This is a genomic window from Sphingobacterium chungjuense, assembly GCF_011316935.1.
Taxonomy (GTDB): domain Bacteria; phylum Bacteroidota; class Bacteroidia; order Sphingobacteriales; family Sphingobacteriaceae; genus Sphingobacterium; species Sphingobacterium chungjuense.
The window spans coordinates 25,645-47,708 of the sequence record NZ_WLYS01000007.1; the positions used below are offsets into that span (position 1 = coordinate 25,645).

A 22,064-nucleotide genomic window follows, 5' to 3' on the forward strand; every position below is an offset into this window, starting at 1 on the left:
TATTGTGGGTTTATTCTTCTTCTACTTCTTCTTGCTCCTTTTTACCAAACAAGCGTTCTATCAAACTACGGCGCTGTTGCTCCTCTGCATCGATGCCGTCAATAAGATCATGCAAATCATCCGAAGAGGGTATAGAATCGACGACACCATACGGTCTTGGTGGCCGCAGGTTTGGTTGCAAGGTAACGCCATAAAAACCATATGCTTCGGGCACTTCCACATCATGGAGCTGATTCAGTTTTGACAAGATATAACCGTAGGTATTAAAATGCCGACGTACCCATGGTTTCAAATGCCCCGTGTAATCGAAAGATGACAAACCAGTTTTTGGTCGCGGAATGATGCTGGAAAGAAACAAACTTTCACCAATATTTAGTTCATTAGGCGTTTTTCCAAAGTAATAATTCGCCGCTTCGGTAATACCATATATATTTTTGCCCCACTCGATGATGTTGAGGTAGATTTCAAACAAGCGATCTTTACTGACTACTTTCGAACGTTCCATCAACCATACCAACACAATTTCTTCGAACTTACGGGTCATCGTTTTATTCCGGTCTAAGTATAAGTTTTTCACCAGTTGCATGGAAATGGTACTGGCACCACGCTTGAAGGCGCGTTCCTTTATATTGGTTACGATGGATAGCTTGAAAGCTTCTTCTTCAAAACCGTGGTGTTTGTAGAAAAACGGATCTTCTGTATTCAATACCGTACGTTGCAAGATCGGCGCGATTTGGGACAGATTCCGAAAGTTTGGATTGGACGGTGCGACTACGATATCGCGCAGTTTGCTGGTATCTTCATACACGCCGTGAACGAATGGCTGATTCAGCGCAGCCACATCGGCCTTTCCCCAACGCACAATCTGCAATTCGCGATCATCCATCTGCGAGCGAAACACCAAATCCTCTGGATTGTCGAAATCCACTTTAAAATCCAGTTGATAAGCAATATTGCCCTTCACCTGAATACCTTCCAAGGTTTCAAACAAACCATTGGGTATCGCATCAAAGAAATCTTGTGCCGCAAATTGCCCCGTGCTCACAGACAATTCCAGCAATTTGCTCGGTGTATGGGTATATTTAAGTTTTGGCTTCACGACAAAATCGTGTACTTTAATTGAGGAGTTTTCCAACAGCTCAACGGCATTTTCAGCTAATAAAAAGCCACCTTCGGCTGATGCCTGCGGTACGACGATGGGTTTTTCGGACAATCTGCGATGTTGTACCTGCAATTGCTCGACTTTCCAATTTCCGGATAATTTCAATTGATCTTTGCCATGTCGTTTGATTTCTTTCAGATCAAAAGTTACCGCTTTAAATCGCACTGCCAATCCCAATCGACTACGTAAAAAAGGCACTTCCATATCTGGGCGATCCGACGTGACGGTTACGCTAAACTCTTCATCGTCGCTATCTATCTGGCCCTTGAGATTCCATTTATCACTGACCTCATTCAAGAATACATCCACATCATATCGCCCATTACGCATTTTCCCTTCGGGAACGTGTAATCCTTGCACGCCCGAGCTATCCTGATAGGTCACATGCACTTCATTTAGATCTAGGTTGGATGGAATCTTATCAAATGCCTGGCGGATTAGCCGATCTACCTTTTGCGCTAAGCTACTTTTAGTGGTGGTCGTATCTTTTGTAGCAGCATTATTCTTAAGAAACAAGAAGTCGTAGTTGCTGCGATCACCTTCTTTTACCATGGTCAACGAAGCATGATCCATCCCTACAGCATCGAGTTTGATCCGCTTACGCAATAAAGGCCAAAATTCAACAGAAACCTGCAATTGCTCCACCGCCATTAACTGCGCCGCAGAATCTGGAATCACCGTCACGCCTTTCAGCGCTACGGTGCTTAATCCGGCGAAGCCGTAATCTTCCACGTGCAACCTGAGTCCGTACTCATCCTTTAATTGTTTTTGCGCGCGACTCATTGCGCGGTCCAACAAACCTTGACGCACCGAAAAATAATAGATAAAGCCAATCGCCAGCAAGAGCAACAAAGCAGCCAGAGAAATGAAAAACCATTTTTTCTGTTGCGTGGTGATAGGAATCTTCTTTGCAAACATAACGTGAATTTCTTCGGGTAATGTGATGTGAAAGTACGGGTTAAAAATAGACAAAAAACATTAAAAACATCCAAATGACAAGAGTATGCACCGCATTATTTAGCTTTGTAGCTCCAACGAAAGATAATGATTACGCAAGAACAAATTCTACATGCGCTGGGTCACGTCGAAGAACCTGATTTAAAAAAGGATCTCGTGACGCTGAACATGATCCAAAATATAGAGATCCTTCCCAACAAAATCCGGTTTGATGTCGTTTTGACGACGCCTGCTTGTCCGCTCAAAGGGCATATCGAGCACGCTTGTCGCAACGCCATTAGCTTATTTGTCTCCAAAGAGATTGCCGTGGACATCAACATGACTTCCCGCGTGATCGCTGCCGACAGCAATCAATTAAAGGGCATCAAAAATATTATTTTGGTTTCCTCTGGTAAAGGCGGAGTTGGCAAATCTACCGTCGCAGCCAACCTAGCCTTAGCGCTAAGCCAACAAGGTGCACGTACTGGTTTGCTTGATGCCGATATTTACGGCCCTTCGCTGCCGATTATGTTTGGCTTGGAAGGCGCGAAGCCTCAATCCACGCAAACCGCAGACGGAAAAACCAAAATCCTTCCGATCGAAAAGTTCGGATTGAAATTGTTGAGCATTGGCTTCTTTACAGATCCTAATCAGCCGATTCCATGGCGCGGCCCGATGGCGACTTCTGCGATCAAACAGCTTTTCAATGATGCCGATTGGGGCGAGATCGATTACTTGGTGGTCGATATGCCGCCGGGAACAGGTGATATTCACATTACCGTATCACAAACTTATCCGATCTCTGGAGCAGTGATTGTAACGACTCCGCAGCACGTTGCGTTAGCGGATGCAATCAAAGGAATGGCGATGTACCGTATGGAAGGCATTAATGTGCCTATTCTGGGCATTGTCGAGAATATGTCGTATTTCACACCAGCAGAACTGCCAGATAAACAATATTATATTTTTGGAAAAGACGGCGGCAAGCGATTAGCTACCGAAAATAACGTGCCTTTCTTAGGCGAAATACCACTCGTGAAAGCAGTAGCAGACGCGGGCGACAATGGTTTCCCGATTTTGTTGGACGATCAGGAACCGGTGGCAGCAGCATACGGACAGATCGCTGGCCGTGTGGCGCAAGAATTATCTATTCTGGCAAACACCTAAGTAGATTTTTTAGCACAAAACAACATCACATATGGAACACATTAAAAAGCTGGCGGCTATTCGCGAATCCATGGCGGAGCGCGGCATAGATGCCTATATTATTCCTTCGGCAGATCCACATATTAGTGAATACCTTCCTGATCGCTTCAAAGCGATTGCTTGGACTTCGGGATTTACCGGATCGGCAGGTACGTTGGTGATTACACAAGATTTTGCTGGATTATGGACCGATGCACGTTATTTCGTGCAAGGACGCGAACAGCTCGTAGATACTGGTTTTGAGTTGGTAAAACTCAAAATACAGCACAAAGCAGAATATGTAGAGTGGCTGGCCGAAAAATTCAGCAAAGGAAATACTGTTGCTTTCGATGGTAATCTGACTTCACTTCTTTTGGCAAAAACCATCAAAGAAAAGTTAGAACCATTGGGTGTCGCGATCGATGGCGGTATAGATTTATTAGACGCCGCTTGGGAAGACAGGCCATTGCTCCCCACGGATGCTGCTTACCTCATTCATCCAGATACGACCGGACAAGATGCGGCTAGTAAAATTGCCGCGATTCGCCTCAAGATGGAGAAACTCCATACACAGGCGCACATCATTTCTTCTTTAGATGACTTGGCTTGGACGTTGAATATTCGGGGTAACGATGTGCCTTGCAATCCAGTAGTTCTCGGTTTCTTGATCATTGAAGCAGCGCGCGCGACATTATTCATTGACAACACCAAATTGTCGGCAGCCGATCAAGCGGAGCTGAATGCCGCAGGCATTGATATAAAACCATACGACAGCGTACATGCTGCTATTCAGCAACTGGCTGTAGAACAGATCCTGATCGATCCGAAACGTACTTGCTATGCCATTTATGAAAGTATTCCGGCATCGGTCAAAGTGTTGGAAGACACGAATCCTTCTACGTTTTTGAAGGCGGTGAAAAACCCAACCGAAGTAAGCTTTTCGCGCGAAACGATGCTGAAAGATGGTGCAGCGCTCACCCGCTTCTTCAAATGGTTGGAGGAGAATGTAGGCACTGAAAATCTCACAGAAATTAGCATATCTGAGAAGCTGCGATCATTTCGTGCAGCGCAGGATGGTTTTGTAGATATTTCGTTCGATACTATTGCCGGATATTTGGAGCATGGCGCTTTACCACATTACAAAGCGACGCCAAAAAGTGATGCTACGCTAAAACCGAGCGGATTGTTATTGGTAGATTCTGGTGGCCAATATACTTCTGGCACGACCGACATTACACGTGTCGTTTCTTTAGGAAACATCACTTCGGAAGAAAAGGAAGATTATACCATTGTGTTAAAAGGATTGATCGAAGGATCTATGGCTGTTTTCCCGCAAGGCACACGTGGCTATCAGATTGATGCGATTACACGTCGTCCGATTTGGGAAACGTTGCGCAATTATGGACATGGGACTGGACATGGTGTGGGTTTCTTCCTGAATGTGCATGAAGGACCACAAGTATTAAACCCATCGAATGTGGATGTCGCGATCGAAGAAGGGATGATCTCTTCGATAGAACCGGGCTTATACCGCGAAGGATCGTATGGTATTCGCATCGAAAACTTGGTATTGAGCCGTAACTTATCGCATAATGAGTTTGGTGATTTCATGGATTTTGAAACGTTAACGATTTGCTATATCGCCACTGACTTGGTGAACACCTCGTTGTTGGATCAAAAACACATTGACTGGCTCAACCAATATAACGATTGGACGTACAATCAGCTAGCACCACTGCTCACAGAAGAAGAAGCAGCTTGGTTGAAAGAGAAAACAGCGAAAATCTAAAAAACAAATGGCCGTAAGACAAAATCTTACGGCCATTTGTTTTTTTTAAATCCTTTTAATCACATTGTATCTAGTTACTCTCCTTTGGCTTGATCTCGAAAAATTGTTCTAAAGGTTTGTAGTATACCCCGGACAATGTAGTAACATATACTTTTCCGTCAAATTCGTTAAGGGAAGTAATCAAATTTCCAACCAGTCCAGTATTCACCAGTTCTTCCACTTCATAACCAGAATCGTTAAAATCAAACTTCCACACTTGACCATATCGATAACCTACTAATTGATCCTCCACGTGCGTAAAGCTAACGTCGCTTAAAAACCGCTCTACTTCGAAAGAACTCTTCCAGCTATTGCCCTTATCAGAAGACTGATAAAATTTACCGTCGCGACCAAAACCATACAACTTATCATTATGCTTAAATACGCGTAGGAGTGCACGATCCAGTACCGAACGATAACTACCATCTTTTTCTACCACAAGTGTTTTCGTCTGAGAAGAAACTAAAAAATGATCGTCTACAGCTTCGATCATATCAAAACCATAATGCTCTCTATCGTCTAAGACAATCACTTTTGTACTACGGATCCTCAATAAAGTTGGAATGCCCGGTCCTTCCCCACCTGGATCAACGTCTACAAGAAGTAATTTCACGGTAGAATGATTGGTACTCGTAGCCCTATACGCCATCAAAGTCTGATTTTGATTATTAATCGCCATAGACTCTCCATAATGACTGTGAATGGATAGCATTTCGATAAAATCGGGATCGACATTTCGAATGTTTAAACTGGCTGTAAGTCCACTACTGACAGGATGGTCGGAATTGATAAACAATATTGCGCTATTTTGCATACTAGCACCCACAAAATAGCGATCACTTATTGGCAATTTTACACTAACAGATGGACGAAAATAGATTGCATACCGCTGTATGTCATTCATTTCTTGGGGTGAGGCTTGCTCCGATTGATGGAGCGTGGTGTAACCATACGGCCCTATCATAGCTAATTTATCACTTATTTTAACAGAGTACAATTGCGTTTTATCCTGATAAACAAAGCGTTCATCGATCGTCCAAGAACTTTGGTTCTCTGGCTCATTTTCTGGCTCAAGTGGTACGTCTTTGGAACATGACGATACAAAAAGAAATAAAGCAATAACGGTCGAAATTTTTAGGGAAAGGGCAAAGTACTTCATGAATAAGATTAAATAGCTAGTTAGTAGAAGTTTTAAAGTTAATAATTTTCATTCACATATGTAAATTTATAAATCCCAAAATTGTGTATTCAACAATAAAAATAAAGAGAAGCACTAAAAAAATTATAACATCAGACCTTATCCCGATATTTGTTTTATGCCAAAGCTAAAATCACTTTTTCTCCTTTCTATTATACTAGCCTTCAGTAGTACGCAAGCACAAAACTTAAGCAGCAAAATTTCCACAGCCTTCAATCAATTTCGAAGCGAAGGTGGATTGACGACACAGCAGGCCGCCTTTATGGTCACCGACTCAAAAACAGGACAGATCGTATTTGAGCATCAAGCGAATACTGGAATGGCTACTGCGTCGACCTTAAAGGTTATTACGAGCATTACAGCATTTGAATTGTTAGGCTCCAATTATAAATACACCACCACGATATCTTATACTGGTACAATCGATAAGATGGGAAACCTCGATGGTGATATCACCATAAAAGGCAGCGGCGATCCGACTTTGGGCAGCGATCGCTATGCTTCTACGCAAGCACAAAACATCTTAGATAATTGGACTTTTGCGATTAAGCAATTGGGCATAAAACGTATCCGCGGTCGTATTATTGGTGATGATACTATATTCGACGGTAATCAAGTGCCGACGGGTTGGCCAGCGGCAGACATTGGTAATTATTACGGCGCTGGTGTTTCGGGACTCAATTGGAAAGAGAATAAAGCGGGCATTACTTTCTCGCCTGCGGCGGTTGGCAAACCAGCGGCCATCAAAAAATTATCAGTGGATTTGAGTTATCTGACCATTCGCAATGAAGTGACTACCGGAAATGCGGGCACAGGCGACAAGGTATTTGGTTTTTCTACACCATACGCCAATTCCATCCTTTTAAAAGGTAGTTATGGCAAAGATCTGAATAAAACGATTGAGATCTCTATTCCGGATCCGGCCTATCAGCTTGCACACGATTTGAAAGCGAATCTTGTACAGGAAGGTGTGCTGGTAGATGGCTTGGCGGCTTCTGCATATAAACTAAACAATTACGTAGCATCTACTGGTAAAACCATTGCAACGCATCAGTCGCCCGCATTGGCGGAGATCATTTATTGGTTCAATCACAAAAGCATTAACCTATTTGGCGAAGCCTTAATGAAAACCATCGGATGCGAGCAGAAAAAGGTGAAAACCACGGCGGAAAGCGCCGATTATGTGATTGCGCACTGGAACAAAACCTTGCGCATTCCTACCGTGGATCTAGGCATGCTAGATGGTTCTGGATTATCGCCCGCAAATCGCGTGACGGCCAATGCGATGAACCGCATCATGCAGTATGCTTATGGTAGGCCGTGGTACGCTGATTTCTACAAAAGCCTGCCCACGATCAACCAAATGAAAATGAAAAGTGGCACGATTGGCGGCGTGCTCGGCTACAGCGGTTTTCAGACTTGCAAGGCTGGTCAAGCGCTGACTTTCACTCTTTTTGTCAATAATTACAAAGGCAGCACAGCGAGTATGCGTCAGCGCATGTTCAAATTACTAAACGTGTTAAAACAATAGTTCTCGAAGTCATGGAATAATAATAGATTTGTACCCACAAACATAAACTTATACATCAAAACAGAATTCAATGAGCAGTTCAAATAGAAAAAAGGACGCGTTACGTTACCACTCATCCGGTCGTCCGGGCAAAATTGCGGTAGTCCCTACCAAACCTCACAGTTCACAGCGGGATTTATCATTAGCCTATTCACCAGGAGTGGCAGAGCCGTGTTTGGCGATTGCCGAGAACAGCGAAGATGCGTACAAGTACACCGCCAAAGGTAATTTGGTCGCGGTTATTTCTAATGGTACTGCCGTATTAGGATTAGGAGACATCGGCGCACAAGCCGGCAAACCGGTGATGGAAGGAAAAGGTTTGTTGTTTAAAATCTTTGCCGACATCGACGTATTCGATTTAGAATTGGACACGAAGAATGTAGATGAGTTTGTTAAAATCGTCAAAGCCTTAGAGCCAACTTTCGGAGGTATCAATCTAGAGGACATCAAAGCTCCAGAATGTTTTGAGATTGAGCGCAGACTGAAAGCGGAAATGAACATTCCGGTGATGCACGATGATCAGCACGGAACTGCCATCATTTCTGGTGCTGCCTTGATCAACTCTTGTGAACTACAGCAAAAAGATATTAGCCAAGTAAAAATTGTGGTGAACGGCGCTGGTGCTGCCGCAATTTCTTGTACCGCGATGTACATCGCGGTAGGTGCTAAAAAAGAAAATATCGTGATGTTGGATAGCAAAGGAGTTATTCGCAGTGATCGCGAAAACTTAGATCCTAGCAAAGCGGAATGGGCAACGGATCGCGATATCACAACCTTAGCCGATGCGGTGAAAGATAGCGATGTATTCATCGGATTGTCTGCTGCGGATGTTTTGACGCCAGAAATGCTTCAATCTATGGCGGCTAAACCAATCGTATTAGCGATGGCTAACCCGAACCCAGAGATTGCATACGATCTAGCTTGCGCAACCCGCAATGATATCATCATGGGAACGGGTCGTTCTGACTTCCCTAACCAAGTAAATAATGTATTAGGTTTCCCTTACATCTTCCGTGGCGCATTGGATGTACGCGCAACAGCGATCAACGAAGAAATGAAAATCGCCGCGGTACACGCTATTGCCAAATTGGCGAAAGAACCTGTTCCGGAAGAAGTAAACCAAGCATATAATACCAATAACCTTCGTTTTGGTGAGGATTACGTAATCCCTAAACCGACCGATCCACGCTTGATTACCGAGGTATCCATTGCAGTGGCTAAAGCTGCGATTGAGTCTGGCGTAGCTCGCAAAACGATTGAAGATTGGGATGAATATAAAACAGAATTACGCAAGCGTCTAGGTAAAGATGATGGCATCATGCGGACGCTGTCTGCCCGCGCGCAGAACAATCCGAAACGCGTCGTATTTGCCGAAGCAGATAACTACAAAACATTACGCGCAGCGCAAATCGTGCAAGAAGAAGGCATTGCTATTCCGATCTTGTTGGGCGACGAAGAGCGCATTCGTCATATCATTGAAGAATATGCTTTTGAACTGGACGGCACACAAATCATCGATCCTAGCAAACAAGTAAAAACAGATACGTTTAAGCAATTTGTGGATCACCTGTATACCAAACGCCAGCGTCGTGGCATCAGCCGCTTAGAAGCTGAAAAATTGATCCGTGGCAATCGCAACTATTATGCAGCGTCAATGGTCGAATTTGGTCAAGCGGATACTTTTATTTCTGGATTGACCCGCAGTTATGCGACTACAATTCGCCCTGCTTTACAAGTGATTGGTGCAAAACCAGGAAGCCGTGTAGCCGGTATGTACATGATGCTAACGAAGAAAGGACCTATTTTCTTGGCCGACACCACAGTAAATGAAGACCCTTGTCCGGAAGATCTAGCGGAAATCACCATCTTGGTAAACAACGCGGTGAAAGAGCGCTTTAATATTACACCTCGCATCGCGATGCTTTCGTACTCCAACTTTGGCTCGACCGAAGGTCGCGTAGCTGATAAGGTGCGTCAGGCAGTAAAAATCTTACATGACAAAGCTCCAGACATTATTGTAGATGGCGATGTGCAAGCGAACTTCGCCTTGAATAAAGAGATGTTGAACACCAACTTCCCGTTCAGTAAATTGAATGGCGAAGCAGCAAACACCTTGATATTCCCGAACCTAGAGTCGGGTAATATTGCATACAAATTGTTGCAAGAAGTAGGCGAAGCCGAAGCAGTTGGCCCTATTTTATTAGGTATGAATAAGCCGGTACATGTCTTGCAGTTGGATAGCTCGGTGCGTGAGATTGTCAACATGGTAAAAATTGCCGTGGTAGACGCACAATCCAGAGAAAACTAATATTCTAAGAAAAACTATGTACGAGTATCTCGACGGACAACTGGTATTGAAATCCCCTACCCACGTCATTATTGACGTGGGTGGCGTGGGTTACCATGTGCACATATCTTTAACCACGTTTAGCCAGATCAAAGAAGTAGAACGCTGCAAGCTGTTCATTTCTTTTCAAGTACGCGAAGACTCGCAGACTATGTATGGCTTTGCCACAGAAAGCGAAAGGCACTTATTCAATCACTTGATTTCCGTTTCTGGCATTGGGCCCAACACGGGACGGATGATGCTTTCTTCCATTACGCCAGAGGAGATCCAACAAGCGATCGTACAAGGACAAGTTGCCGTGATCCAACGGATTAAAGGCATTGGCCCAAAAACGGCACAACGTGTAATTTTAGAATTGCAGGATAAGTTGAAAAAAGAAGGGCCAAATGCTCTGTTATTGGATCACGTTCCTGCGCAATCGGCGCATGAAGAGGCCAACTCGGCATTAATCATGTTGGGATTCCCGAAACCGCAAGTAGAAAAGGTCATGCAACAAATTTTGCTGTCGACGGAAGATCACTCTGTGGAAAGCTTGATCAAGGCCGCACTGAAGAAACTATAATTACATCCTCTCTACTATACATATCACATCTGATTCCGACATGGCAGAAGATTTAACACGTGCAACAGGCACTAAAGAAGAGCAGTATCAAGCCTTAGTTCCGCAGATCAAAGCATTGATCGACTACGAGGCTGATTTTGTAGCGAATATGGCAAACTTGGCTGCAGCTTTAAAAGAGCAGTTTAATTTTTTCTGGGTGGGCTTTTATTTGGTAAAAGAAGAGCAGTTGGTATTAGGTCCGTTTCAAGGACCAGTAGCTTGTACGCGCATTGCGCACAATCGCGGCGTATGTGGCACGGCTTGGGCAAAGGCCGAAACGATCATTGTACCTGATGTAGACGCTTTCCCTGGACATATCGCTTGCAGCTCCCTATCACGCTCGGAGATTGTCCTTCCTGTGATCCATGAAGGCAATTGTATTGGCGTTCTAGATGTAGATAGCGCCGACTTAAATAGCTTTGACGAGGTAGATGCGCAGTATTTACAAGAAATGATTACCATTTTGACAGCGGCTTCTACAATTTAGTCTGCCGTTAGTTCCCACACCTTGATCATCTTATCATCACCTGCCGTAAAGATCTTGTGATCTTGCCAAAGAATACTGTTAATCGACAGGAAATGGCTGTCATAACCCCGATCTACACTCACATTTTTGAGTAAAGTCAAGCTCTTTGGATCCCAGATTTTCCAGGTTTTATCGCGACTCGCTGTCGCGATCTGTGTTTGATCGGCATTGGCCACAATCCCATATACCGTAAACATATGTGGCGTAATTTCGTGTTGTACGGCAAAATCAGCGGTAGACAATTGGTATAGCTTGGCATCTCTGCCGCCAGAAAATAGTTGTTCGCCGACAACACATAAACTCGTTACCGGCATCTTGTGTACTAAAATCTGCTGCTTTAGTTCGTATTGCGCACTATCATATTGGTAGATCGCACCGGATTTGTCCCCGAAATATACGGTGGATTTTGCTGAATCGATTTCAATAGTACGCACGGTCTCTTTCGATACGCGGAACCGATACAAAAGCTTAAAATACACCGTATCGTATACATAAGCTACGCCCTCTTCGCCTATCGCAATCAATTCCGATTTTTCTGGCAGAGCTTGTAATGCAAATACGGCGCCGGATTCTGTCTTCATTTTGGTCACTAACTTCTGCTCTACATAATCGACGATCATAATCTCCCCAGAGCGCAAACCAATCGCCAGCAAATCTGTATTTGGAATCCGATGAAGCGCATATACAGAATGCGAAACCGCGCACAAAATCCGTCGGAACTGCATGGTCTGCAAGTCCCACTCCACGACTCCCTTATCGTTGCCACCCGAAAACAAGGTGTGATGACCAGCTACTGCTAGCGTAAAAATAGGATTTTGATGACCGCGAAGCGTATGAAGTAATGAGACATCTGGCATAGCCGTAAAGATACGGCTTCGTTCTCGACAAAAACAATTTCAAGCGCTTAGCTGTAGTATTCTTGACCGTACTACGATAATAGATGTACGATTACTAAAGCTTCCATGTGATGAAAAAGGTTTCTGTAGTGATTATTATTGGCTTCAGCATACTAGCTGTCGTCGCTCTATATTTCTTCTTGACCGAACAGATCGGTATCAAAGCCCTTCTGTTCAATATGCTTATATGTACGATCGGAATCGTGGCGCAGGTGTTCACGCTGCGCCGACGGAAAAATAATATTATGCACTAGCTGAGATTACTTATGGCGAGAAGCCAAGTTCGCAGCAATTTCGCGCCAGCCCAAACCTTTTTCTTTGAGTAATAAGATCAGGTGGAATACTAGATCAGATGATTCGTTGATGAAGTCGTGTTCCGTCTCTGCCAAGGCTGCAATAACCGTTTCCACGGCTTCTTCGCCTACTTTTTGCGCGACTTTATTCAATCCTTTTTGGCGCAGGCTATTCACATAAGATCCTTCGGTAGGGAAATCGATGCGTTGCTGAATTACGCGCTCTAATTCAAAAAGGAAATTTTGATTGTGATCGGTATTAAAACAACTGCGACTTCCTGTGTGACATGTTGGCCCTGCAGGAAGTGCTTTGATCAAAATCGTATCCTGATCACAGTCTACATGTAGATCCTGCACTTCTAGAAAATTTCCACTTTCTTCGCCTTTCGTCCACAATCTTTGTTTACTACGCGAATAAAAGGTGACGCGACGCTCTGCTTGGGTTTTCTTCCATGCTTCCTCATTCACATAACCCAACATCAGTACTTCCAACGTTTGCGCATCTTGCACAATTACCGGAACTAAACCATCTCCTTTTGAAAAATCTACTTCTTGCATAACCTGTATATCCCTTCGATTTTTAATCATCTAACCACGATGTGGTTTTTCCTTAGTATGTCTTTTAAGTCTGGAATCAATATTTCTCCGTAGTGAAATACTGATGCTGCCAGCGCGGCATCTACGCCACTTTGTTGGAATACATCCACAAAATGTTGTTCATTACCTGCGCCTCCAGAAGCGATCAACGGTATATTGATCGCAGCATTAATCTTAGAAAGCAAAGATACGTCAAATCCATTCTTTGTGCCATCGTGATCCATCGATGTAAGCAGAATCTCCCCTGCTCCTCGACTTTCTGCTTCTTTGATCCACGCTTCGGTGATGATGTCCGTTTGTTCGCGACCACCACGCAAGTGCACTAAATTTTGTGTATCAACTAGACGTGTATCGACCGCTACAACCACAAATTGGCTTCCAAAAGATTTGGCCAATTCGTCAATCAAGTTGGGATTGCGTACCGCAGCAGAATTGATGGAGATTTTATCTGCACCAGCAGCCAACAAAGCATCGGCATCCTTTAATTCATTGATGCCTCCACCGATGGTGAAAGGAATATTCACCTGCCGAGCAACGGATTTCACCAAATCGATCATGGTTTTGCGACCTTCGTGTGTGGCTGTAATATCCAAAAACACCAATTCATCCGCTCCCTGCTGTGAATATTGCCACGCTAACTCTACGGGGTCGCCCGCATCACGCAGATCGACAAAGTTGACGCCTTTTACGGTACGTCCATCTTTGACATCCAAACAGGGAATGATTCTTTTTGCGAGCATATTAGAACTTAATCAACGCTTTTAAGTTCCAGTCTTTAATCTCATCAATAGAAATTCGATTTTCGTAAATCGCTTTTCCTACGACTACTGATTCAACATTTTGCAAATCTTGTAATGCTTGTATATCTTCCATGGAACTAATACCGCCCGATGCGATCAATTTGATGATTGGAGAGTGATCCAATAGTTTTTTATACAATTCTACACCAGCTCCACCCAATTTACCATCTTTGCTAATATCTGTACATAAGAATCGATAGAAACCTAGTGCCAGACATTTATCAATATATTCAATCAATTTGATAGGTGAGCTTTCTAGCCAACCCGAATACTTGATCACCTCATCGAGTACATCAATCGCTACGACTACATGATCTGCATATTTCACACGGCCTTCATTGAGCGCGCTCAATTCTTCCAAAAAAGAAGGGTTCGTGATTGCTTGTGTTCCCACAATCACGCGGTAAACGCCGGCGTCTACCAATTCTTTCACTTTATCAATACTGCGGACACCACCACCGTACTGCACCTTCATATCTGTTTTTTTCAAGACCTCAAAAAGATATTGCTGATTAGAGAAATCACCTTTAGCCCCATTCAGATCAATGATGTGCACGATCTCGGTACCATTTGCATGGTATTTCGCAATTTGCTCTTCTAGAGAGATCTCATAGTGGGTGACATCATCATAGTTTCCTTCGCGTAGGCGAACTACTTTTTTGTCTAAAACGTCAATAGCTGGTATAATATACATGGTAGAATCAATCAAGATAAAAAATCAGTTTATTGTTCAAAAATAGTGAATAATCGGCAACAATGCACGCGTGATCCTGTACGATCATGTGAACACCTGTATTAAGGTTGTTTAAATCGCAGCAAAGTTCAGGAGCAATTGCTCTCCTGCTGAGCCAGATTTCTCCGGGTGAAATTGTACGCCGTAAAAATTGTCTTTATGTATGCTAGCCGCATACTCGACGCCGTAGTTGGTCGAAGTCGCGGTATATCCTTCTTGGAATTCGATAAAAAACGAATGCACAAAATAGAAATATGAATTGTCTGCTATGTGGTCAAAAAGGCGGCAGTTGTGTCGGATTTGTGTGGTATTCCATCCCATATGCGGCACTTTTTCGGAAATGCGTTGTTGAAAATGCAGCGTACGCATTGGAAAAACGCCCAACATATCGGCATTGCCTTCTTCCGAAAAGCTGGTTAGTAATTGCATACCTACACAAATACCTAATACCGGTTTTGTTAGCGAAGGAATGGCTTCAGCCAATCCTGAATCACGCAGCTTTTGCATGGCTGCGCCAGCATGACCGACGCCCGGAATAATAATTCGTTCGTATTTATCAAAATCGGCTGGCTCATTGATCATGCCATACGGCAAATTGCAACGCACCAAGGCGGCCGTCAATGAAAATATATTTCCTGCTCCGTAGTTTACAATTCCAATCATGCTATTTGCTCGGTGTTTTTCTGAATCTTCCCCTACAACAAGCCCTTGGTACTCGGCAATTGCATATTGTCTGCATCGCGTCGTACTGCTTTCTTAATCGACTTGGCAAAGGCCTTAAATATAGCTTCGATCTTATGGTGTTCGTTGTCGCCTTCTGCTTTAATATTTAGATTGGTTCGGGCAGCGTCGCTGAATGATTTGAAGAAATGGAAAAACATCTCCGTCGGCATATCACCAATCTTTTCGCGCTTAAATTCCGCTTCCCACACGATCCAACTGCGACCACCAAAATCTAGTGCCACCTGCGCTAAGCAATCATCCATCGGCAAGGTAAATGCATAACGTTCAATACCGCGCTTGTCGCCCAGTACCTGCGCAAAAATCTCGCCTAAAGCGATTCCGGTATCTTCAATCGTATGATGTTCGTCGATATGCAGATCACCTTTGGCACGAATCGTCAGATCCAACGCACCGTGACGGGCAATCTGATCGAGCATATGATCAAAAAATGGTAATCCGGTATCTATATCCGATTTGCCGCTACCATCCAGATTGATCGCGATGGATATGTCCGTTTCATTGGTTTTCCGCTGATGCGAAGCCGTGCGTGTTCCCAATTTCAGGAATTCATAGATTGCTTTCCAATCGGTGGTTTGCAAGGCGACTGAATCCGCAGATATCTCGACATTCTCTGCCTGACCAAGAGCGGTATTGCCACCCAGCCAGATTGCTTTTGCGCCAAGATTTTGAGCCAGCTTTACATCATTTACCCGATCACCGATCACAAAGGATTCAGCCAAATTATAGTTTTTCGTGTCGAAATATTCGCCCAATAAACCGATTCCCGGCTTGCGTGTAGCCGCATTTTCATGCGGGAAGGTGCGGTCAATATGTTCTCTCGCAAACTCCACTCCTTCGCCAGCAAAAGTGTTCATAATAAACTGATGCACTGGCCAGAAGTTATCTTCCGGATGCGAATCGGTACCCAAGCCGTCTTGATTAGTCACCAAAACCAATTCAAAGTCTAATTCTTGGGCAATTTTAGGCAAATACTGCAAGGCGCCTGGATAAAATTTCAACTTGGCAAACGAATCAATCTGTTCGTCTTCTGGTTCTAAAATCAAAGTGCCATCGCGGTCGATAAATAAGACGCGCTTCAATAAATCTGACATATCGTATTAACTATAGAATTCTTTAATTTGAGCGAGCAAAATTTGGTTTTCTGCTGGCGTACCCACCGTCATCCGCAAGGCACCTTCACATAACGTGACTGTCGAACGATCACGTACAATGATGCCTTTATTGACTAAGTGATGGTATAGGGGTCGTGCTTGTTGCAAACGAACCAATACAAAATTGGCGTCTGATGGCGTGATGTGCTCTACCTGAGGAATAAGTTGGAGTTGTTCTACCAATAAAGTGCGTTCTTCTACCGTTTCCTTAATCCATTCATTCACGGTATCCACCCGGGCCAAAGCTTCGAGCGCATAGGTTTGCGTCGCTTGGTTGATGTTGTACGGTGGCTTGATTTTGTTAAAAATCTGAATGATTTCTACACTGGCGAAGGCCATTCCTAAGCGCAATGCTGCCAATCCCCAAGCTTTAGACAAGGTTTGCAAAACCACCAAATTCGGAAACTCCGCTAAGTTCGGCAAGAATGAACTCTGCTTAGCATAATTGATGTAGGCTTCGTCTAACACGACAATACCTTCAAAATTGACTAGAATAGTTTCGATATCCTGCCGGCGAATGCTATTGCCCGTCGGGTTGTTGGGCGAGCAGATAAAAATAATTTTTGTATGCTCGTCGATTGCTGCCGCAATGGTATCAATGTCCAATTGATAATCGGGCGTCAGCGTCACTTTGCGTACCGCGATATCATTGATGTTGGCTGATACTTCATACATCCCGTACGTTGGAGGCAGCAAAATAACATTATCTATTCCTGGTCTGCAAAACGCTCTAAACAAGAGGTCGATCGCTTCATCCGATCCATTACCCAAAAAAATACGATCGGTACTGACGCCTTTTATGGCTGACAATTTCTGCTTTACTGCCAATTGCAAGGGATCCGGGTAACGATTGAACGATTGGCTCAAAGGCGAACCATACGCATTTTCATTCGCATCCAACATGACAGCCGCTTCGCCATCAAATTCATCTCTAGCGGACGAATAAGGCTTTAGATTTTTTATGTTTTCCCTTAAAAGAAGGTCTAAATTAAATGACATTTCTAACTAAATACTGGAAATATTATGATTTTGTAAATATGAGCAAAATATCACGAATTATAGGAACTATTTTGCCGGAATGGAAGTGAAATTATTCTACTTCGTACCATTTTCCCTCTACCGAAAGATCCGTATGGAGAAATGCGGAGCGAGCTTCATCCAACAGTAAGGTTAGCTCTTTGGTTTTGTATCTCGCAGAATAATGCCCTAAAAGCAAATGACCAACTTCCGCCTCCTTAGCAATCTCTCCCGCTTCGAAGGATGTCGTATGAAAGGTTTCTACCGCACGATCTTTCATTTCATGCAGAAAGGTGGATTCATGATACAACAGATTTGCCCGATGGATAAAAGGCAGATAATCGGGAATCCGCACGGTATCCGAGCAATACGCATAACTTCTAGGCAAAGGTGCTGGTGTTGTTAATTCACTGGAAGGATGAACTTGTCCATCCTTGTCCGTAAAATCCAAACCCCATTTTATACCATTAATTAAAGCTGGTGGAATATGGAGTTTTGCGACTTTCTCTACATCCAACTTGGCTGGGCGTGCTCCTTCTTGAAACCGAAAACCCGTGCAGGCAATGCGATGACGTAAAGGAAATGATTCTACGCGAAGCAACTTGCTTTCGAACAAAACGGCTGTTTCAGTCGGGTTGGTCGGATGAAAAATCAAGTTGTAGCGTAACTCCGTTTCAGAGTATTTGAAGTTTAATGCTAGAATCTCCTCCAAAGGTGCTGGTCCGTACAAGTGCAGATCGGTTTTGCGCCCCATCAGATGCATAGAGGAAATCAAACCCACCAGACCGAGGTAATGATCGCCATGAAGGTGACTGATAAAGATATGATTGATCCGGTTGCTTTTGATGCCGTAGCGCGTGAGCTGCATCTGCGTACCTTCGCCACAGTCGATCAAATACAATTGCTCATTGTGATTGACGACTTGCGAAGTCGGATGCCGCTCGTACATGGGCGTGGCCGAACTATTACCTAAAATCAGAATAGAGAAGCGCATATTATTGATCGCCTCTAAGGTCTAAACGAATTTCGTTGCCGAAGATCATATCTTTTGCCCGCTCTACATCTTTGGCTGCTTTGAAATAAGATTCCAAGCCAATGGTCTTCATAAAGCTGAATACATTTTCATGTACATTGACCAAAATAAAAAGACCGCCCATCGATTTGCAAAGGCGGCGAGCCAGAAGCCCCACACGGATTCCATCTTCATCGACCGATTCTACGCGATTAAGATCCAAGATAATATTTCGTTGTCCGCCGGTATTACGTAGCATAAATTCGCCTTTCAGCTTACCGGCCACTTCCCCATTCAAACAAGTCGCATGCGGCTCGATCACCACAAAACGCTCTCCCTTTTCTACCGTGAATTTCATAGTTATCCTTCGTTTTAGGCCATGATCTGTGTCAATGCCTGATCCACATTTTCTTGTATACGCTCGTTGACAGCTCCTGCTTCTGGATAGACGAATTGCTCGCCCGTGATGTGCTCATACAATTCTATATAACGTGCCGAGATCGATGAGATCACTTCTTCGGTCATCTCGGGCACTTGCTGTCCGTCCTTCCCTTGAAAGTCGTTATCCATCAGCCATTGGCGTACAAATTCTTTGGAAAGTTGCTTTTGAGCCGCTCCCGAGGCTTGACGTTCTTCGTAACCTTCTGCATAAAAATAACGAGAAGAATCTGGCGTATGAATCTCGTCGATCAAATAGATCTGTCCGTCTTTTTTTCCAAACTCATATTTTGTATCCACCAAGATCAAGCCACGTTCGCGTGCGATCTCGGTACCACGTTGGAATAATGCTCTGGTGTATTTTTCCAATTGCACATAGTCTTTTTCGCTTACGATGCCTTTAGCCAGAATATCTTCTCTGGAGATATCTTCATCATGTCCTACAGCCGCTTTCGTCGTTGGTGTAATGATTGGCTCTGGTAGTTTATCGTTCTCCTTTAATCCTTCTGGCAAGGTCACGCCACACAATAAACGACCACCTTCGCGATACGTGCGCCAAGCATGACCGGATAGATATCCACGAATGACCATCTCTACTTTAAATGGTTCGCAAGCATGACCAATGGTGACGCTTGGATCCGGCGTACTCAATACCCAATTGGGCAAAATATCCGCTGTTGCGGCTAAAAACTTGGCAGCAATCTGATTAAGTACTTGCCCTTTGTGCGGAATCGGTTTTGGCAACACGACATCGAAAGCTGAAATGCGATCCGATGCAATCATCACCAAATATTGATGATCAATAGTATATACATCGCGTACCTTGCCTCTGTAAAAAGCAGTTTGTTTATTGAATTTAAAGTTCGTTTCGTTAATTGCGTTCATTCTAAAAAGCAGTTTTTTGACTTGATCCCATGCCTGGTGGACGATGGAGGGACTAAAGTACGAAGTTTTCAGGAAAGAGTAGCGCGTTACGATGGTTTGATGTCACCATAAGCTTCTAGAATCCTTTTCACCAACTTATGCCGCACCACATCGGAGCCTGTGAGATGTACAATATCAATTCCCTCTATGTTGTCCAACAAATTAACCGCCGTAGCCAAACCTGATTGCGATTTCTTCGGCAAATCGATCTGTGTCAAGTCACCCGTCACGATAAACTTTGCCGTAGGCCCCATCCGTGTCAGAAACATTTTGAGCTGCATATCAGTCGCATTTTGCGCTTCATCTAGAATCACAAAGCAATTATCTAAGGTACGGCCGCGCATGAAGGCCAAAGGCGCTACTTCGATCGTTCGGTTTTCCAGATAACCTTTGAGTTTTTCTACAGGAATCATATCATCCAAGGCATCATAAAGTGGTCGTAAATAAGGATCTACCTTTTCTTTCAAATCACCCGGCAAGAAACCTAGATTCTCGCCCGCTTCGACCGCAGGCCGCGTCAGGATGATTCGTTTGATTTCTTTATTGCGCAAAGCGCGTACAGCTAGCGCAACGGCAGTATACGTTTTTCCTGTTCCGGCAGGGCCAACAGCAAATAGGATATCATTCTTATGAATACTATCGACCATTTTTCGCTGATTGGGCGTACGAGCGCGCACAATAATGCCATTGGTACCATACACGATCGGTTCGCCACGTGACAAAGCTGGATCTGCTATTGCGGCAGCCTCTTTCGAAGCGTTGTTGAGAATAGGCGCAGGCACCACATCACTCACAATACTTTCTAGATCTAGCGCCGTCAGATTTTGCAACCGTTGTACGTGAGCCAACACCTTTTCAAAAGTCTGATTGAATAGCACTTGCTCTTTTTCCTCCCCTAACACCTTTAGTTCATCACCTCGGGCGATCAGCCGCACTTTAGGAAACACTTTCTTTAAAAATTCGTAGTTCTCGTTTTGGGCACCCCAAAGCGTTACAAGATTGACATCTTCCAGTCGAATAACTAATTCACTCAATTTTACTTTCCTTTAAGGTAAAAAACTTCTGCATACTCCTGTGTACTAAAATAACATTCTTGGATTTACTTTACGCTATAATACTCTTTTATTTTTTTAAACAAACTGTGTGCAAAGATTTAGAACTACGCACTGTGCATGGCCAGAGATTTTGTTACTTTTGTAGCTTAGTCATTTCTGAATAAGATTTGATGCATCGCTATCTACCGAAACGAAAACAAGGACTGGATAGATAGCTCTCAGATTGTGCATATGGGCGTAATTACTTTAACGACAGATTTAGGACATCGAGATTTCTATCAGGCAGCACTGAAGGGAAGTATCCTCACGCTGTTGCCTCATGTGAACTTAGTAGATATTACGCACGAGATTCCTTCATTCAACATACAGCACGCGGCATTTGTCATTAATAACGCCTACCGTTATTTCCCACCAGAGACGGTTCATTTAATTGGTATCGACACTGTATTCTTAGAGGGATCACGCTATATCGCGATGAAATTTCGCGGGCACTATTTTGTGGGTGCCGACAATGGTATCTTCGGTATTATTCTAGGCGAAGAACAAGCGGATGAAGTGGTCGAGATCAACATTATGCAAGATCTTCGTTATCTGCATTTCCCGCTTGCCGACATTTTAACCAAAGCGGCCTGCCATATTGCTAGCGGCGGCTCGCTTCAGGAAATTGGATTGCACATTGATAATCCAGTGCTAAAAGGCACTTTGCAACCGGTGTATACAGCCGACACGATCAAAGGGCATGTGAGTTACATTGACTCGTTTGGCAATGTCATCAGCAATATCAGCAAAGACCTGTTCAACCGAGTGCAAGCCAGTAGAGCATTCATCTTGCGCTTCAAACGCAATGAGACCATTACGCAACTATGTTGGCATTATAATGAAGTATCTGAGGGAGAGAAGCTTTGTCTCTTCGGCATCAGTAATTTCTTAGAAATTGCGATCAATAAGGGCAATGCTAGCAATTTACTTGGTCTGCATCAAGATGAGAGTATATTGGTCGAGTTTTCCAATAAGTGATAACGGAGAATCAATTCCATAATTAGATCAAGTC

At 43.8% G+C, this 22,064-nt stretch carries 21 protein-coding genes; 8 read left to right on the top strand and 13 right to left on the bottom strand.

All coding sequences use genetic code 11. The features are described 5' to 3' along the window. Positions 1-10 precede the first annotated feature (10 nt). On the bottom strand, positions 11-2,080 hold the full coding sequence (locus tag GKO22_RS14620) for a transglycosylase domain-containing protein (RefSeq protein ID WP_166336308.1): 2,070 nt from the start codon (positions 2,078-2,080) through the stop codon (positions 11-13). A gap of 126 nt (positions 2,081-2,206) precedes the next feature. On the opposite strand from GKO22_RS14620, the gene GKO22_RS14625 reads away from it, so the two are divergent. Further along, positions 2,207-3,265, top strand: a complete 1,059-nt coding sequence (locus GKO22_RS14625) for an Mrp/NBP35 family ATP-binding protein (RefSeq protein WP_166336310.1) — start codon at positions 2,207-2,209, stop codon at positions 3,263-3,265. A 31-nt stretch (positions 3,266-3,296) separates the two neighbouring features. Beyond that, a complete protein-coding gene (locus GKO22_RS14630; RefSeq protein WP_166336312.1) occupies positions 3,297-5,072 on the top strand; it encodes an aminopeptidase P family protein in 1,776 nt (591 codons plus the stop codon). 70 nt (positions 5,073-5,142) lie between these two features. On the opposite strand, the gene GKO22_RS14635 is transcribed toward GKO22_RS14630, so the two are convergent. Then, positions 5,143-6,270, bottom strand: coding sequence for a hypothetical protein (locus tag GKO22_RS14635; RefSeq protein ID WP_166336314.1), 1,128 nt, complete (start codon positions 6,268-6,270; stop codon positions 5,143-5,145). Positions 6,271-6,427: 157 nt separating this feature from the next. On the opposite strand from GKO22_RS14635, the gene dacB reads away from it, so the two are divergent. The 4 genes from dacB to GKO22_RS14655 all read left to right on the top strand — a co-directional run bounded on the left by dacB (position 6,428) and on the right by GKO22_RS14655 (position 11,314). Further along, complete coding sequence (gene dacB / locus GKO22_RS14640) at positions 6,428-7,840, top strand: D-alanyl-D-alanine carboxypeptidase/D-alanyl-D-alanine endopeptidase (RefSeq protein ID WP_166336316.1); 1,413 nt, start codon at positions 6,428-6,430, stop codon at positions 7,838-7,840. A gap of 70 nt (positions 7,841-7,910) precedes the next feature. After that, the gene (locus tag GKO22_RS14645; RefSeq protein WP_166336318.1) at positions 7,911-10,187 is read left to right on the top strand and encodes an NADP-dependent malic enzyme; all 2,277 of its coding nucleotides are present in this window, start codon (positions 7,911-7,913) and stop codon (positions 10,185-10,187) included. A gap of 16 nt (positions 10,188-10,203) precedes the next feature. Then, a complete protein-coding gene (gene ruvA / locus GKO22_RS14650) occupies positions 10,204-10,788 on the top strand; it encodes a Holliday junction branch migration protein RuvA (RefSeq protein ID WP_166336320.1) in 585 nt (194 codons plus the stop codon). A gap of 40 nt (positions 10,789-10,828) precedes the next feature. Further along, on the top strand, positions 10,829-11,314 hold the full coding sequence (locus tag GKO22_RS14655) for a GAF domain-containing protein (protein ID WP_166336322.1): 486 nt from the start codon (positions 10,829-10,831) through the stop codon (positions 11,312-11,314). Here the strand turns inward: GKO22_RS14655 and GKO22_RS14660 are convergent. Next, complete coding sequence (locus GKO22_RS14660; RefSeq protein ID WP_166336324.1) at positions 11,311-12,210, bottom strand: WD40 repeat domain-containing protein; 900 nt, start codon at positions 12,208-12,210, stop codon at positions 11,311-11,313. The genes GKO22_RS14655 and GKO22_RS14660 overlap by 4 nt on opposite strands. 110 nt (positions 12,211-12,320) lie before the next feature. Here GKO22_RS14660 and GKO22_RS14665 point away from each other — a divergent pair, with 110 nt between their 5' ends. Continuing rightward, complete coding sequence (locus GKO22_RS14665) at positions 12,321-12,503, top strand: hypothetical protein (protein WP_166336326.1); 183 nt, start codon at positions 12,321-12,323, stop codon at positions 12,501-12,503. A 6-nt stretch (positions 12,504-12,509) separates the two neighbouring features. Here the strand turns inward: GKO22_RS14665 and hisIE are convergent, their stop codons facing one another. The 10 genes from hisIE to GKO22_RS14715 all read right to left on the bottom strand — a co-directional run bounded on the left by hisIE (position 12,510) and on the right by GKO22_RS14715 (position 20,992). Continuing rightward, positions 12,510-13,130, bottom strand: coding sequence for a bifunctional phosphoribosyl-AMP cyclohydrolase/phosphoribosyl-ATP diphosphatase HisIE (gene hisIE / locus GKO22_RS14670; RefSeq protein WP_166336328.1), 621 nt, complete (start codon positions 13,128-13,130; stop codon positions 12,510-12,512). After that, complete coding sequence (gene hisF / locus GKO22_RS14675; RefSeq protein WP_166336330.1) at positions 13,127-13,879, bottom strand: imidazole glycerol phosphate synthase subunit HisF; 753 nt, start codon at positions 13,877-13,879, stop codon at positions 13,127-13,129. Before hisF ends, hisIE begins: the two co-directional genes overlap by 4 nt. A gap of 1 nt (position 13,880) precedes the next feature. Then, positions 13,881-14,633, bottom strand: coding sequence for a 1-(5-phosphoribosyl)-5-[(5-phosphoribosylamino)methylideneamino]imidazole-4-carboxamide isomerase (locus GKO22_RS14680; protein ID WP_166336332.1), 753 nt, complete (start codon positions 14,631-14,633; stop codon positions 13,881-13,883). A 111-nt stretch (positions 14,634-14,744) separates the two neighbouring features. Beyond that, on the bottom strand, positions 14,745-15,335 hold the full coding sequence (hisH, locus tag GKO22_RS14685; protein WP_166336334.1) for an imidazole glycerol phosphate synthase subunit HisH: 591 nt from the start codon (positions 15,333-15,335) through the stop codon (positions 14,745-14,747). 32 nt (positions 15,336-15,367) lie between these two features. Then, positions 15,368-16,507: a bifunctional histidinol-phosphatase/imidazoleglycerol-phosphate dehydratase HisB gene (gene hisB, locus GKO22_RS14690; protein WP_166336336.1), complete on the bottom strand. Its 1,140-nt coding sequence runs from the start codon at positions 16,505-16,507 to the stop codon at positions 15,368-15,370. A 6-nt stretch (positions 16,508-16,513) separates the two neighbouring features. Then, on the bottom strand, positions 16,514-17,566 hold the full coding sequence (gene hisC, locus GKO22_RS14695; RefSeq protein ID WP_166336338.1) for a histidinol-phosphate transaminase: 1,053 nt from the start codon (positions 17,564-17,566) through the stop codon (positions 16,514-16,516). Positions 17,567-17,657: 91 nt separating this feature from the next. After that, positions 17,658-18,578, bottom strand: a complete 921-nt coding sequence (locus GKO22_RS14700) for a ribonuclease Z (RefSeq protein ID WP_166336340.1) — start codon at positions 18,576-18,578, stop codon at positions 17,658-17,660. A 1-nt stretch (position 18,579) separates the two neighbouring features. Then, the gene (locus tag GKO22_RS14705) at positions 18,580-18,954 is read right to left on the bottom strand and encodes an STAS domain-containing protein (protein ID WP_166336342.1); all 375 of its coding nucleotides are present in this window, start codon (positions 18,952-18,954) and stop codon (positions 18,580-18,582) included. 14 nt (positions 18,955-18,968) lie between these two features. Next, positions 18,969-19,919: a phosphoribosylaminoimidazolesuccinocarboxamide synthase gene (locus tag GKO22_RS14710; protein WP_166336343.1), complete on the bottom strand. Its 951-nt coding sequence runs from the start codon at positions 19,917-19,919 to the stop codon at positions 18,969-18,971. 86 nt (positions 19,920-20,005) lie between these two features. Continuing rightward, entirely contained in the window at positions 20,006-20,992 is a 987-nt protein-coding gene (locus GKO22_RS14715) for a PhoH family protein (protein WP_166336345.1), read from the bottom strand. Positions 20,993-21,244: 252 nt separating this feature from the next. Between GKO22_RS14715 and GKO22_RS14720 the strand changes: the two genes are divergently transcribed. Next, positions 21,245-22,030: an SAM hydrolase/SAM-dependent halogenase family protein gene (locus tag GKO22_RS14720; RefSeq protein ID WP_166336347.1), complete on the top strand. Its 786-nt coding sequence runs from the start codon at positions 21,245-21,247 to the stop codon at positions 22,028-22,030. The last annotated feature ends 34 nt before the right edge of the window (positions 22,031-22,064 follow it).